Genomic DNA, 14682 nt, shown 5'->3' with positions numbered 1-14682 from the left:
GAAAGTGGGTGAAGTTATGGCTGAGCGTTTACTTGATGTTGAAAATTTGACAGTTGAATTTATGAGTGGCGGCTCTACGATGAAAGCAGTAAATGGTGTTAATTTACAATTAGATAAGAAGGAAACACTTGGCATAGTCGGAGAATCAGGTTCTGGGAAAAGTGTTACAGCTACAGCTTTAATGCGTTTAATCCCATCTCCGCCAGGTAAAATAACGAATGGGAAAATTCATTTTAATGGTCGAGATTTAGTAGGAATTTCCGAAAAAGAGATGCGGAATGTACGAGGCAATGAAATGTCTATGATTTTCCAAGATCCCATTACAAGTTTGAATCCGGTATTAACGGTAGGAAATCAAATCATTGAGGTCATACGTGCACACGAGAAAATGACGAAGAAAGAGGCAAGTACTAAGGCTGTTGAAATGCTCAAAATGGTTGGTATTCCAGAGCCTGAAAAGCGTTTGAAAATGTACCCCCATGAATTTTCAGGTGGGATGCGTCAACGTGTAATGATAGCCATCGCATTAGCATGCAATCCAAAGTTATTAATTGCCGATGAGCCGACAACCGCCCTTGATGTAACAGTGCAGGCACAGATTTTAGATTTGATGAAAAACTTACAGCAAAATCATGGCACTGCAATTATTATGATAACTCATGATTTGGGGGTAGTATGGGAACTTTGTGACAAGGTGAATGTAATGTATGCGGGACGTACAGTCGAGTCTACAACAACAAAGCAACTATATGACAATCCACTGCACCCCTATACATGGGGCTTACTTGAATCCCAAATTACAGTGGGGATACAAGAACAAGAACGGTTACCTGCAATACCGGGGAGTCCACCAGATTTAAGCAAGTCACTTAGTGGCTGTCATTTCTCGGCTCGCTGTCCTATGGCTACGGATATTTGCCGTAGTAACGTGCCTGAACTAATGGAAGTACAAGATAATCATTTTGTTGCTTGCCATTTGCAATCAAGAGAACAAATTGTAGCGCGTAAGGAGGGGATTTTTAATGCAACAACGTAAAGGGCTTGTACTAAAAGTAAATAATTTAAGAAAGTATTTCCCTATTAAAAATTCAATTCCTTTTAAGAAGACGACACAATTTGTAAAAGCAGTGGATGGTGTAAGCTTTGAACTATATAAGGGGGAGACACTAGGGATTGTAGGTGAATCAGGTTGTGGTAAATCTACAGTAGCACGCTTAATTAATCAATTAATTACGCCAACAGAAGGAACGGTAGAATTTAATGGAATAGATTTAGCAAGTTTAAGCACGAAAGAAATCCGTTCAGCACGTAAATCAATTCAAATGGTATTTCAAAATCCATATGCATCCCTTGATCCACGTAAAACAATTGAATATCTGATTGCAGAACCATTAGCGATTCATGGGATTGGTGACGAAGCATCACGCAAACAAAGAGTTGTTGATTTACTCGAAACTGTAGGTTTAAGTGCATACCATGCCAAGCGTCATCCACATGAATTTTCTGGTGGACAAAGACAGCGCATTAATATTGCCCGTGCACTAGCACTAAACCCAGATATTGTTGTCTGTGATGAACCGGTTTCAGCACTAGATGTATCTGTACAGGCACAGGTTATTAATTTACTAAAAGATTTGCAGCATGAATTTGGCTTAACCTATATATTCATCTCACATGATTTAAATGTTGTGAACTATATGTGTGACCGCATTGCAGTGATGTATTTAGGGAAAATCGTAGAAATCGGTTCATATGAAGAGATATACGATAACCCCCAACATCCATATACACAAGCACTATTATCAGCTATTCCAAAAGAAAATCCTTTTGATACGAAGGACCGCATTATTTTGACAGGAGATGTACCAAGTCCAGTAAATCCTCCGAGTGGCTGTGCATTCCATAAGCGCTGCCGCTTCGCAACGGAAAAATGCTCACAAATGGAACCTGTTCTTGATACGGTTTCTACGACACATCAAGTTTCCTGTCATCTATTTAAATCTCTTCAGCAGAAACCACTTCCTTCTTAAAGCAAGGAAATGAATACCAAGAATTTTTTGTTTTTTCAAAGGGGTCGAGAAATCGCTGTCGACTTATGAAAATTGGACAAGACCGCTACTTTTTAGGGTACTTAATGTCCAGTATTGACCTAAGCCACCAGCGGAAGTCTTCGAGGGATAAAAGAGAGTTGCATCTAAAGTTGTTGTGGGCAGTTCAAGCAACTACAGCTAACTGACCTGCTTCGTACTAGCCTAAATATAACCTTAGAGGCGGACACCCCGTACACGAAGCACAATTGATGAGAAAAAGGAGCGTAATTATTATGTCATTAAAACATGTTATTGAATTATACGAGGTAATGGATAGTAAGCATGTTAATGGAAAAGTCGTCAAAGAATACTTACACAATGTCAATCCATCAGCGGATGTAATGGTAAAAACAATTACAGTTGACAATGCTTCGACTGATTTTATAAAGGTTGTAGTTAAAGGTAAGAATGGTAAATCTTCTGGTGGCAGCGCACCAACTTTAGGTGTTATTGGACGGTTAGGTGGGATTGGAGCCCGACCAGAAATGACGGGTTTTGTTTCCGACGGTGATGGTGCACTAGCATGTATGGCAGGTGCAGCAAAAACATTAGATATGGCATTAAAGGGTGATCAATTAGAAGGGGACATTATTTTCGCTACCCATATTTGTCCAGCCGCTCCAATTTTACCACATGAGCCAGTGCCATTCATGAACTCACCTGTTGATATGAGTGTGATGAATGAACATGAAGTAGACCCAGAGATGGATGCAATTTTATCGATTGACACAACCAAAGGTAATTCAGTTTGTAACCACAAAGGATTTGCTATCACACCTACGGTAAAAGAAGGTTATATTCTAAAAATTAGTGACGATTTATTACATGTTTACACACAAACAGCAGGTATTTCACCAGTTATACTACCTATCACAACACAGGATATTACGCCTTATGGAAATGGACTATTCCATATAAATAGTATTTTACAACCAGCTGTTGCCACTACTAGTCCAGTTGTTGGTGTCGCAATTACAACAGAATCAACTGTTGCTGGTTGTGCTACTGGTGCTACACATGTAACTGATGTAGAAAATGTTGTTCGCTTCTCCTTAGAGGTAGCAAAAATTTATGGGGCAAATAGATGTTCATTTTATGATGAAGAGCAGTTCGCACGAATTGAACAACTGTATGGTAGTATGAATCATTTACAAACAAAAGGAAATGAGATGAATATACATGGATGAATTAAAAAATCTAAAACTACAGTTAATCGAAGAAGTTGAAAATAACAAGGATGAATTAATTGATTTTTGTGCAAAATTAATTCAAATTCCGAGTGTAAACCCACCCGGGGATACTACTGAAATTACGGCATTTATAGAGGATTATTTAAATGAAGTAAATATTCCATACGACAAATATGAGTCTACTGAAAAAATGTTTAACTTAGTTGCTTCTATTGGTAATGGTAAAGGAAAAGAATTAGTTTATTGTGGGCATACGGATGTTGTACCAGTAGGCGATCTTTCGAAATGGGAATTCAATCCATTTTCTGGTGAAGTGAAGGATGGCTGGATGCTGGGCCGTGGGGCAAGTGATATGAAAGCAGGCTTAGCGGGTATTATTTTCGCAACAAAGATGTTAAAAAAACTAAATATCGAACTACCAGGGAAATTAACACTAGCTATTGTACCAGATGAAGAAACAGGGGGCGAATTTGGTGTGCCTTGGTTATTAGAGCGTGGATACGTAAGTGGTGATGGTTGTTTGATTGCAGAGCCTTCATCGCCTTTAAACCCGACTATTGGGCAGAAAGGTTCTTACTGGTTTGAATTAGAAGTACGAGGAGAACCTGGTCATGGTAGTTTGTCACCTTTAGCAGGTAGAAATGCCATTGTCGATGCTATTCGTGCTATAAATGAAATTCGTACTTTATGGGATATTGAAATTGATATTCCTGTGGATGTACAGCCTCTCATAGAAGTATCACAAAAATACATGCGTGAAGTTGAAAAAGATCGCTTGAAATATCAAGAAGTATTAGAGAAAATTACTGTAAATATTGGTACAATTGAGGGAGGTACGAAGTCCAATGTAATTCCAGATTATTGTAAAGTACACATAGATTGCCGTTTACCATTTGGTATTACCCAAGAAAAAGTGACTGAAATTTTGGAAAATAAATTGGATGCTTTGCATATTGATTATACGATTAATCGCTTTGGATTTAAAAGTGTGGCAAATTATACAACAGCAGAAGACCCCGTTTGCAAATCGATTGTTGATAATATTTCATTTGTTACGGGCAAAGAAGCATACGGTGTTATGCAATGGGCAAGTAGCGATGCACGCCATTTTAGACAACATGATATTCCTGTGCTGCAATACGGCCCAGCTTACTTACCAAGTATCCATGGTTATAACGAAAAAGTACTTGTGGAGGACATCGTACGTTGTGCAAAAGTATATATAACAGCTGCAATTGACTTTCTATATCAAAAGTAAGAGACTCTTTTACTCTCTTGCTTTTGATAAATAGTTCAGAAGGATGAGAGAAATGCTAAAAACTTTAAATTTATCTATTGCTGTTTTAAAGATGTTTACAAAAGAAAAGCCAACATGGGGCGGACGCGAATTGGCTATGGAAATGAATATTAATCATACGAATCTATATCGAATTCTTGAAACATTTGAAAATAATGGATTTATTACAAAAGATCCTATTACAAAAAAATACTCTTTAGGAATTGCTTTATGGGAAATTGGCATGAATATGTATGATTCATTAAATATTGACCAACTTTGTTTGCCAACTCTGGAAAAATTAAAAGATACTACGGGCGAAACAGCTATTTTCACAGTTTTACATGGGCTAGAAGCGCTCACTTTACTGAAAGCAGAGCCTTTAAATAAGGTGAAGTTTTCCGTGTCAAAGGGTAGTAGAACACCACTTTATGTAGGTGCTTCCTATCGCTCGATGCTCGCATACTTGAGTGAAGAACAAATTTCTCAAGTTATTGATGTTCCTTTAGTGGCCTATACAACTAATACATTAACAGATGCGACAAAAATTCGTGCTGAGCTTGCAGCAATCCGAGAGTGCGGCTATGCAACCAGTAATAGCGAATATACAGCAGATGTACTAGCGCTTGCCATGCCAGTTTTTAATAGCGAAGAACAGGTTGTAGGATCAATTACTGTATCTGGCCCAACTTATCGTTTTACGGAACAACGCATGCCAGAAGTTTTGCAACCATTAACGGCAGCAAAACATGAAATTGAAGGTATCATACGTAAATATCATCTGAATTTTAATTAAGGAGTACAACGATGCAACATTTACAAGATATTGCACGAAATATTTTAGCAGGAAATTTGAATGTTCAATCTTCGGAAACACTTGTTATTTTAACGGATATTCATCAACAAGAAATAGCACAAATTTTTTATGAAGCAGGACTAACAATTACAGAAAATACGATGTTGGTAGTTATGCCGCTTTTGCAAAAATCAGGACAAGAGCCAATTACAGCTATATCATCGTTGATGGCAAATGTAGATGTTACATTGTGTATTACTTCACACTCATTAACACATACAGTGGCACGTAAAAAGGCGTGTGAAAACGGTGGTCGAGTAGCGACGATGCCTGGAGTTACAATCACGATGCTAGAACAAGGTGCCCTACATGCAGATGCTCATGAAATTGAAGAACTTGTGGAAATATATGTGAATCTACTGAATGTTGCAAAAGATGTAGTCATTATAAAAGATGACCATGAGTTAACTTTTAGTGTAGCAAACCGAAGTGGTATCCGTTCGACGGGTATTGTGCGCCATGCAGGGGACTATGGCAATATCCCTTCTGGAGAATCATATATTGCACCTGTTGAAACATCCGCGAATGGTGATATTTTAATTGATGGTTCTATTGCAAATATTGGTGTATTAACGGAGCCTTTATTATTAAAAATTCGTAATGGTCGTCTGGAAGAGGCAATTGGCCTAGATGGCGAAAGATTACTGGCTTTGTTAGGACAGGGGAAAGGTCGTATCATAGCTGAATTTGGTATTGGCGTAAATAAAAGTGCTATTTTGTGTGGGAATGTGCTGGAAGATGAAAAAGTATATGGCACCATTCATATTGCATTTGGCAGTAATGTGCCTTTTGGTGGCACGAATGCAGCAGATGTCCATATCGATTGTGTGGTAAAAAACCCGACAGTATATTTTGATGGTAAACAAGTAATCTAGATAATAATTGAGCGTGACTTCAAGTATTTTGAAGCACGCTTTTTTCAATTGAATGGGCCGAGGGACGTGGCAAAATCTTATCGGTTGATTGTTGTTACATCATTACACTATAGTAAAATAAATGTATCTCTAATCAATATAAATTGCATAGGCTACGAAATGGATAGCACATTTCTCATAGAGCAAAAAACATGTTTCCATAGTATCTCAAATGGGAGGGAGATTCCCCTTCTTTTTTGAAGCAGAAACAGAACATCGATTTTATACCATCACGATTGAAGAAGTCACTACTTTTTATGAATAATTTCGACACAGTGTAGGAATTTTAAATGCATTGAAGAGAGTGATGCTTGTGCGACATTAAAAGTTTAGGAGTTGACAACAGTGTTTTCATTTATAGATTTGAATGGCTACAAAGTAGATTTAAGTTTTACAAGAGGCGAGTTTAAGGTGGAACCTAAACATGTGCTGGTCTTTTTAAAGCATGAAAATAAGTGGTTATGTACGATTCATAAACGTCGTGGGGTGGAAGTTCCCGGTGGAAAGTTAGAACGTGGCGAAACATTAGAAGAAGCAGCCGTACGAGAAGTATTTGAGGAAACAGGTGTACACGTGAAAAATCTTAAATGGTTTGCAGAATATGCAGTTCATGATGACATATTATTTTGTAAAACAGTCTTCACTGCACAATTTGCAGGTCAAGAGGAAATTGACTTTGATTTAGAAACATCAGGTATGATGTGGTTAACCGATGAAGAGTTTGCGAATCATCCAAATTTAAGCTTTCATATGAAGGACGAGGGCATGCAGAAAATGCTAGAGGAAGTGAAGCGTAATGACGACAAATGGTGAAATAGTAGAAAAGCGTGCGTATCCTTCACCAAACCCTACTATTCGTTTAACGGAAATTACGTATATGTCACAGGGATTACGAGTGAAGGGCTTATTAGCTGAACCAAGAGCAAGTGGTACATATGATGGCTTTTTATATTTACGAGGTGGCATGCAAAATATTGGCATGGTCAGACCAGCACGAGTGGCCCAGTTTGCTGCACAAGGATTCATTGTCTTTGCGCCCTATTATCGTGGTAATAGAGGTGGTGAAGGTAGAGATGAATTTGCTGGTCGGGACCGCTTCGATGCCATATATGGTGTGGATGTTTTAAAACAATTTTGTAATGATAATATTCATGTTTTTGGCTTTTCACGTGGAGGGATTATGGCACTTTGGACGGCCATTTTACGAAAGGATATTACTTCTGTGGTCACATGGGCTGGTGTTTCCGATGCAACGGCAACATATTGGGAGCGTACAGATATGCGACGAATGATGAAGCGTGTTATCGGAGGCACTCCTAATCGTGTACCTGAAGCGTACGATGCAAGGACACCATTATTTGAAGTTGAACATATTACTGCACCAGTGCTCATTATTCATGGACTACGCGATGAAAATGTTGATATTGAACATGCAAGACAACTAGAATTTTATTTAAAGGATGCTCAAAAAATTTATGAGACATGGTACTATGAAAAGCTAACACATTTTTTCCCTTCCGAGGTGAATCGATTAGTAGTACGAACGCTTTGTAATTGGATGAAGGCACAATAACGAGTACGACAGTTATTCTAAAAGATAGAGTAACTGTTTTTTTTTATGTAAAAATCGTTTATATCCATATTTATATTAATAATGTATACTACATTTGTAAGATATTTACTATCGGAGGTGTTGACAATGAGTTCTATTAATTTAAAGAAGCAAACTGCTAAGATTGTATTAGAGAAAAAGAATTTAAAGGGAGTTATGGCACGTGTCGGAATAGTGCTAGACATTTCAGGCTCGATGCGTAAGCTTTATCGTCAGGGAGTCGTTCAAGAAGCTGTAGAACGAGTACTTGCAGTTGCGAGTCAGTTTGATGATGACGGGGCATTGGATGTCTGGGTATATGATAATGAATTTTCAAGATTACCAGCAGTAACAGAAAAAGATTTTATAGGATATGTTGAACGTGAAATTTTAAATAATGAAAGTGTACATAAATTTGGGCGAAATGATGAGCCACTTGTTATGGAAGATGTTATAAAAAAATATGTGAATGAAGAGCCAAGTCAAGATCCTGCATTTATTGTTTTTATTAATGATGGTGGATGTAAGAATGGGATAAAACGCTTCATTGTAGAATCATCTACTAAACCGCTATTTTGGCAGTTTGTAGGTATAGGGGATTCGAACTTTGATGTTTTACGTAAACTAGATTCGATGGAGGGGCGCTTCATTGATAACGCCAATTTTTTTCATCTAGATAGTATGGAAACGATAACTGATGAACACTTATATGAGCAATTACTTGATGAGTTTCCGATATGGCTGAAAGAGGCAAAAGAACAAAGAATCATATAAACAAGGGATATGGCAGCCAAGGGGATAATATTGTCTTTTAAGGCTGCCTTTTACTATGCTAAGTGTTATATCAAAAACGATTTTTAGCTTACACTTTTTATTTAGCATTCTGTCATGCTATCATTAATTTGTTAGAATTTTCTATTATTAGAAGGGGTGAAGGAATGGAGCAATTACTTGTGGATGTTGGTGGAAGAGATTTGGCCGTTACACTTGATGGGCAAGGAGACGATACCATTGTATTTTTACACGGCTTAACTGGACATCAGCATAATTTTTATCATTTAGTTCAGTTGTTAAAAGCAGACTTTAAAACGGTATCTGTGGATTTGGCAGGGCGAGGGGAAAGTGACCCATCAGAAACGAGTTCTGTATTACAACATGCTAAAGATGTATCCATATTACTAGAAAAACTAGCAATCAACGAGCCGATACTTATCGGACATTCAATGGGTGCATTTATCACATCGATTATTGCTAGTGAGCATCCACATGTGAAAGGAGTAATTTACTTAGACGGGGCATGTAAAATTGACCCTGCACTTAGTGCAATACTACAGCCCTCACTTGGTAGACTGCACAAAACGTATTTGTCTAAGGACCAGTACTTACAAGAAATGCAGCAATTATATACAATGTTAGGTATCACATGGTCTGAAGAGATTGAGCAAGCGGTGTTGTACGAGGTTGTCGAGATAGATGGTATTTGGAAGAGTAGAATGCATGTCCAAAATATAAATGAAGATTTGCAAGGTTTTGCAGATTATGATCCGAAGGCAATAGCAGAAAAAGTTGCGAGTCCTGTGCTTTTAGTGATGGCGACCGGTGCAATTGGCCCATTACCTGCATTGTTTGCAGAACCGCTATTTCAAGATACAGTGAACTATACAAAAAATATTCAAACGTTTGTAACATCGAGCAATCATTATTCCATGGTAGGCGATCAACAGCCAGATATGAATCAGGCTATTTATGATTTTGTGAGATCGTTATAAGGAAAAAGAGGAGACGAATGTATTCGTCTCCTCTTGGCGTCTAACTTATTTTAATGGACCACCAAGTTTAGTGATGGCTTCAGATACGTTCGAAAATTTCTTGAAGTTGTCGTTGAATAGGCCAGCAAGTTCAGCTGCTTTTTTATCATAAGCCGCTTTATCAGCCCATGCTTCGCGTGGGTTAAGCACTTCTGTTGGAACACCTTCAACAGTTGTTGGGATGTGTAAACCAAATACAGCATCTTGAATTGTTTCTACGTTGTTTAACTTCCCATCGATTGCAGCGCGTACCATTGTACGAGTGTACGAAAGTTTCATACGACTACCAGTGCCATATTCGCCACCAGTCCAACCAGTGTTTACAAGGAATACTTGTGCACCGTGCTCATCGATTTTTTGACCTAACATTTCAGCATACACAGTTGCTGGAAGTGGAAGGAATGGAGAACCGAAGCATGTAGAGAATACTGGTTCTGGTTCTGTTACACCACGTTCTGTACCAGCAAGCTTTGAAGTGAAACCACTTAAGAAGTGATACATTGCTTGTTCTTTTGTTAATTTACTGATTGGAGGTAATACGCCAAATGCATCAGCTGTTAAGAAGACGATTGTTTTTGGATGACCTGCAACAGAAGGATCAACAATATTTTCGATGTATTGGATCGGATAAGCAACACGAGTATTTTCTGTTAAAGAACCGTCATCATAGTCACATACGCGAGTCTCTGGATCAACTGCTACGTTTTCTAACACAGAGCCAAAGCGAATAGCACTGTAGATTTCTGGTTCGTTTTCAGCAGAAAGGTTGATTGTTTTTGCATAGCAACCGCCTTCGATGTTGAATACGCCATTATCAGACCAACCATGTTCATCGTCACCGATTAATTTGCGGTCAGCGTCAGCTGATAATGTTGTTTTACCAGTGCCAGATAATCCGAAGAATAATGCTACATCGCCTGCTTCACCAACGTTTGCTGAACAATGCATTGACAGGATATTTTGTTCTGGTAATAAGTAGTTCATAATACCAAAAATAGATTTTTTCATTTCACCAGCATACTCAGTACCACCGATAAGGATGATTTTCTTTTCAAGAGACACGATGATGAATGTTTCAGAAGATGTGCCATCAACTGCAGGATCTGCTTTGAAGTTTGGCGCAGAAATGACTGTGAAGTCAGCAACATGCGAAGCTAATTCTTCTTTTGTTGGACGGATAAATAATTGATGAGCGAAAAGGTTGTGCCAAGCGTACTCATTAATTACTTGGATGCTTAGTTGTGAGTCTTTGTCAGCACCCGCATATCCTTTGAATACGAATAATTCGTCACGTTCTTTTAAATACTTCACAACTTTTACATATAAGTTGTCAAAGACTTCTGACGAAATTGGTTGATTTACTTTACCCCAGTCAATTTTATCTTTTGTATCTGCTTCTTCTACCATATATTTATCTTTAGGTGAACGACCAGTGTATTTACCAGTTTCTGCACGCACTGCGCCATCTACTGTTAACATTGCTTCACCACGAGATGTAGCTTTTTCAACTAATTGTGGTACTGAAAGTTGAACGTTAATGTTCCCGCCGCTTAATAATTCCTTCAGTTCGTTTGCAATTTCTACTGAATTCATCGATTAAATACCATCCTTTTTTATAGTATTCCCTTGTGTTCGAGGGAGTATTTCTTAATTTCAAAAATAGTATAACACAATTGCTTAAATAATCTATACTAATTCAGAAATTATTTTTGCGATTTTATTACTTTTCAATAAAACGACATAAAACGATTGACAACGTTCGACCTTTTACGTAAGATGAGAAATTGAACGGATACTCTTATCCCGAGCTGGTGGAGGGTCAGGCCCTGTGAAACCCGGCAACCTGCATGCATTATTTCACGACATGCGTTGGTGCCAACCTGATGCAAGGGGACAACCCTTGAACGATAAGAGTGAAAGGTTACGAAGTCATTATTCCTTTCCTCATGTAAAGTACACGTGAGAAAAGGATTTTTTTATTTGTAAAAATGAATGTAAAGGTAAGTATATGCACTTCTTTCCTTATTATAATGACGGATCTTTCTAAATCCTCGTGTTAAAAGCAGCAACGGCTTGAAGTTCAATCCTTTAGGAGCGAACTTGACATGGGTAATGAGTACCGTATTAATTTCGCAAATACTATTTGTAAGAGTAATAGGAGGAAAACCAAATGACAAACCGTCGACTGTTTACATCAGAGAGTGTAACAGAAGGACATCCAGATAAAATTTGTGATCAGATTTCGGATGCCATTTTAGATGCAATTTTAGCAGAAGATCCAAATGCACGTGTAGCGTGTGAAACAACTGTAACAACAGGGTTAGTATTAGTAGCAGGAGAGATTACTACTTCTACTTATGTAGATATTAAAGGCATTGTCCGCGATACAGTCGCTGAAATCGGCTATACACGTGGAAAATATGGTTTTGATGCTGAAAACTTAGCAGTACTAGTGGCGATTGGTGAGCAGTCACCAGATATTGCACTAGGTGTTGACCAAGCATTAGAAGCACGTGAAGGCTCTATGACAGATGCAGACATCGAAGCGATTGGAGCAGGTGACCAAGGCTTAATGTTCGGGTATGCTTGTAACGAAACGCCGGAACTGATGCCATTACCAATTAGTTTAGCGCATAAATTGTCTCGCCGTTTAACAGAAGTACGCAAATCAGGTGAATTAGCATATTTACGTCCCGATGGTAAAACACAAGTGACGATTGAATATGATGAAAATAATGTGCCAGTTCGTGTGGATACAATTGTTATTTCAACACAGCATGATGAAGAAGCAACACTTGAACAAATTCAAGCAGATTTAAAAGAATTAGTAATTGCCCCAGTAGTTCCGAGTGAATTACTTGATGGAAATACGAAATATTTCATCAACCCAACAGGCCGTTTCGTAATCGGCGGACCAAAAGGTGATGCAGGTCTTACTGGCCGTAAAATCATCGTTGATACATACGGTGGTTATGCTCGTCATGGTGGTGGCGCATTTTCTGGTAAGGATGCAACAAAAGTCGATCGTTCAGCAGCATATGCAGCACGTTACGTAGCGAAAAACATTGTTGCAGCCGGCTTAGCAGATCGTGTTGAAGTACAGCTGGCCTATGCTATTGGTGTAGCACAGCCGGTATCTATTGCAGTGGACACGTTTGGTACAGGGAAAGTAAAAGAAAACGAAATCGTTAGATGGGTGCGCGAACTATTCGATTTACGTCCAGCAGGTATCATTAAAATGCTTGATTTACGTCGCCCAATCTACAAACAAACTGCTGCTTATGGTCACTTTGGTCGTACAGATTTAAACGTGCCTTGGGAAAATACAGACAAGGCTGATGCATTAAGAGAGAAAGCTAGTCTATAAGTCGCTTTTCAAAAAAGCATTGTTATGTTTTCATAAAGATATACTTTCTAATTAAAAGAAAGGGGACTAAGAATATTTCTTAGACCCCTTCTTTTTCATTAGCAATCATTTTTGCAAGGATTTGTAATATTGCCCTTTTTCTGCGTATTCGCGAACGATGCGTTCCATATCTTTTATATCTTCGGCATTTAATTCACGGACAACTTTTGCCGGACGTCCTAATGCTAAGCTATTAGGAGGAATGACTTTACCTGGAGGTACAAGACTGCCTGCACCAATGAATGCACCCTCTCCGATTTCTGCTCCATCTAAAATAATTGAGCCCATTCCTATCAAGGCATTTTTTCGAATCGTACAACTATGTAAAGTGACTTGGTGCCCAACTGTTACTTCATCTTCAATAATCAATGGATATTTTGGACTTTGGTGTAAGCAACAAAGATCTTGTATACTTACACGTTTACCAATAATTGTAGGAGATACATCGCCTCGAATTACAGTATTAAACCATATTGTCGTTTCAGCACCTATCGTAACGTCGCCAGTAACGGTCGCATAGTCGGCAATAAAAACAGATGGATCGATTGTTGGTGTTTTATCTTTAAAAGGATAGATCATAGAAATCGCCTCTTTTCTTTCTTTGATGTAGTATTATCGTATCAAATACGCAACTTATTGGAAATATAAAATTAAAATGTGCAAGATATTTAGTTATAATTAATATGTAACTATTTTTTAGGAGGACTATGTGAATGTGGAAATGGGAAGCTGATGGACATGCGAAAGCTGTAATAGCTATACTTCATGGTGCTTATGAAAATCACCGCTGGTACGCATGGCTTATAGAAAAACTTAGAATGGAAGGCTTCCACGTAGTCATGGGGGATTTACCAAATCATGGCGCCAAGGCAAAACTTTCGCGTGTCCATGATGAAGACTTTAAAGAATATAATAAATATACAAGGAATCTAATTGAAAATGCCTTTTCATATGATTTGCCCGTATTTTTAATAGGACATGGCTTAGGTGCAACATTAGTATTACATACGGTGCACAAAAGAAAATATGAATGTGCAGGCATTGTTTTAACATCACCTTGGCTGCATTTAAAATTATTGCCTGGCAAAATGTCAAATGCTTTAACAAGCCTAAGTGCTTTAACGGCTAATGTCAAAATGACACATGATATTACATTTGAAAAATTGACACGTAATGTGGAAGGTAGAAATGAAATGAAGGATGAATTTCCGTTCAAATCAGTCGTATCAGTAAAATGGTATCGTGAATTACAATATATGATGCGTAATTTAGTCATTATGACCAAGGCGGAATTTCCCAATATGCCGATGCTTGTTATGACTGGAGAAAAGGACGGCATTACGGAAACGAGACAGACGCGTAATTGGCTACATCAACAGGAATTCACCGAATTTCAATTTAAAGAATGGGCGAAATGCTATCATAATCTATTTCATGAGGTAGAGCGTGAAGAGATATTTGTGTATATACGTGATTTCATTAATAATGCTCTCCGCCGGATTGGTTATATAATTGAATAGATGATTGCCCTCCATAGAAGTAATGTTTCTT

Annotated in this window: 14 protein-coding genes and 1 riboswitch; of the genes, 12 read left to right on the top strand and 2 right to left on the bottom strand. The window is 38.1% G+C overall.

Annotation, left to right across the window (positions count from 1 at the left end; translation table 11 throughout):
- Positions 1-16 precede the first annotated feature (16 nt).
- The 10 genes from C9J31_RS17975 to C9J31_RS17930 all read left to right on the top strand — a co-directional run bounded on the left by C9J31_RS17975 (position 17) and on the right by C9J31_RS17930 (position 9686).
- Positions 17-1036 carry an ABC transporter ATP-binding protein gene (locus C9J31_RS17975; protein ID WP_107951506.1) on the top strand — a complete coding sequence of 340 codons (1020 nt, stop codon included), beginning with the start codon at positions 17-19 and terminating at the stop codon, positions 1034-1036.
- Positions 1023-2030, top strand: coding sequence for an ABC transporter ATP-binding protein (locus C9J31_RS17970; RefSeq protein ID WP_054767228.1), 1008 nt, complete (start codon positions 1023-1025; stop codon positions 2028-2030). Before C9J31_RS17975 ends, C9J31_RS17970 begins: the two co-directional genes overlap by 14 nt.
- A gap of 293 nt (positions 2031-2323) precedes the next feature.
- Positions 2324-3277: a DUF1177 domain-containing protein gene (locus C9J31_RS17965; RefSeq protein WP_054767229.1), complete on the top strand. Its 954-nt coding sequence runs from the start codon at positions 2324-2326 to the stop codon at positions 3275-3277.
- Entirely contained in the window at positions 3270-4538 is a 1269-nt protein-coding gene (locus C9J31_RS17960) for a M20 family metallopeptidase (RefSeq protein WP_107951507.1), read from the top strand. Before C9J31_RS17965 ends, C9J31_RS17960 begins: the two co-directional genes overlap by 8 nt.
- Positions 4539-4590: 52 nt before the next feature.
- Positions 4591-5352 carry an IclR family transcriptional regulator gene (locus tag C9J31_RS17955; protein WP_107951508.1) on the top strand — a complete coding sequence of 254 codons (762 nt, stop codon included), beginning with the start codon at positions 4591-4593 and terminating at the stop codon, positions 5350-5352.
- Between the two features lie 11 nt (positions 5353-5363).
- Positions 5364-6287: an aminopeptidase gene (locus C9J31_RS17950; protein WP_107951509.1), complete on the top strand. Its 924-nt coding sequence runs from the start codon at positions 5364-5366 to the stop codon at positions 6285-6287.
- 384 nt (positions 6288-6671) lie between these two features.
- Positions 6672-7139 carry an NUDIX domain-containing protein gene (locus C9J31_RS17945; RefSeq protein WP_054767231.1) on the top strand — a complete coding sequence of 156 codons (468 nt, stop codon included), beginning with the start codon at positions 6672-6674 and terminating at the stop codon, positions 7137-7139.
- Entirely contained in the window at positions 7123-7899 is a 777-nt protein-coding gene (locus C9J31_RS17940) for an alpha/beta hydrolase family protein (protein ID WP_107951510.1), read from the top strand. The genes C9J31_RS17945 and C9J31_RS17940 overlap by 17 nt, the downstream gene beginning before the upstream one ends.
- 126 nt (positions 7900-8025) lie before the next feature.
- A complete protein-coding gene (locus C9J31_RS17935) occupies positions 8026-8691 on the top strand; it encodes a vWA domain-containing protein (protein WP_107951511.1) in 666 nt (221 codons plus the stop codon).
- A 164-nt stretch (positions 8692-8855) separates the two neighbouring features.
- Entirely contained in the window at positions 8856-9686 is an 831-nt protein-coding gene (locus tag C9J31_RS17930; RefSeq protein WP_107951512.1) for an alpha/beta hydrolase, read from the top strand.
- Between the two features lie 45 nt (positions 9687-9731).
- Here C9J31_RS17930 and pckA read toward each other — a convergent pair whose 3' ends face one another.
- Positions 9732-11318, bottom strand: a complete 1587-nt coding sequence (gene pckA / locus C9J31_RS17925; protein WP_107923327.1) for a phosphoenolpyruvate carboxykinase (ATP) — start codon at positions 11316-11318, stop codon at positions 9732-9734.
- A gap of 202 nt (positions 11319-11520) precedes the next feature.
- A riboswitch (SAM riboswitch) is annotated at positions 11521-11639 on the top strand.
- Positions 11640-11895: 256 nt separating this feature from the next.
- Here pckA and metK point away from each other — a divergent pair.
- Positions 11896-13092 (top strand): methionine adenosyltransferase, encoded by a 1197-nt coding sequence (metK, locus tag C9J31_RS17920; RefSeq protein ID WP_107951513.1) that lies wholly within the window; start codon positions 11896-11898, stop codon positions 13090-13092.
- A gap of 105 nt (positions 13093-13197) precedes the next feature.
- Here metK and C9J31_RS17915 read toward each other — a convergent pair whose 3' ends face one another.
- On the bottom strand, positions 13198-13710 hold the full coding sequence (locus C9J31_RS17915; protein WP_107923329.1) for a gamma carbonic anhydrase: 513 nt from the start codon (positions 13708-13710) through the stop codon (positions 13198-13200).
- Between the two features lie 134 nt (positions 13711-13844).
- Here C9J31_RS17915 and C9J31_RS17910 point away from each other — a divergent pair, with 134 nt between their 5' ends.
- Positions 13845-14651: an alpha/beta hydrolase gene (locus C9J31_RS17910; protein ID WP_107951514.1), complete on the top strand. Its 807-nt coding sequence runs from the start codon at positions 13845-13847 to the stop codon at positions 14649-14651.
- Positions 14652-14682 lie beyond the last annotated feature (31 nt).

This window comes from Lysinibacillus parviboronicapiens (assembly GCF_003049605.2).
Classification (GTDB): Bacteria; Bacillota; Bacilli; order Bacillales_A; family Planococcaceae; genus Lysinibacillus; species Lysinibacillus parviboronicapiens.
Note: the sequence above shows the minus strand (reverse complement) of the source record. Positions and strands in the feature narration are given on the sequence as shown.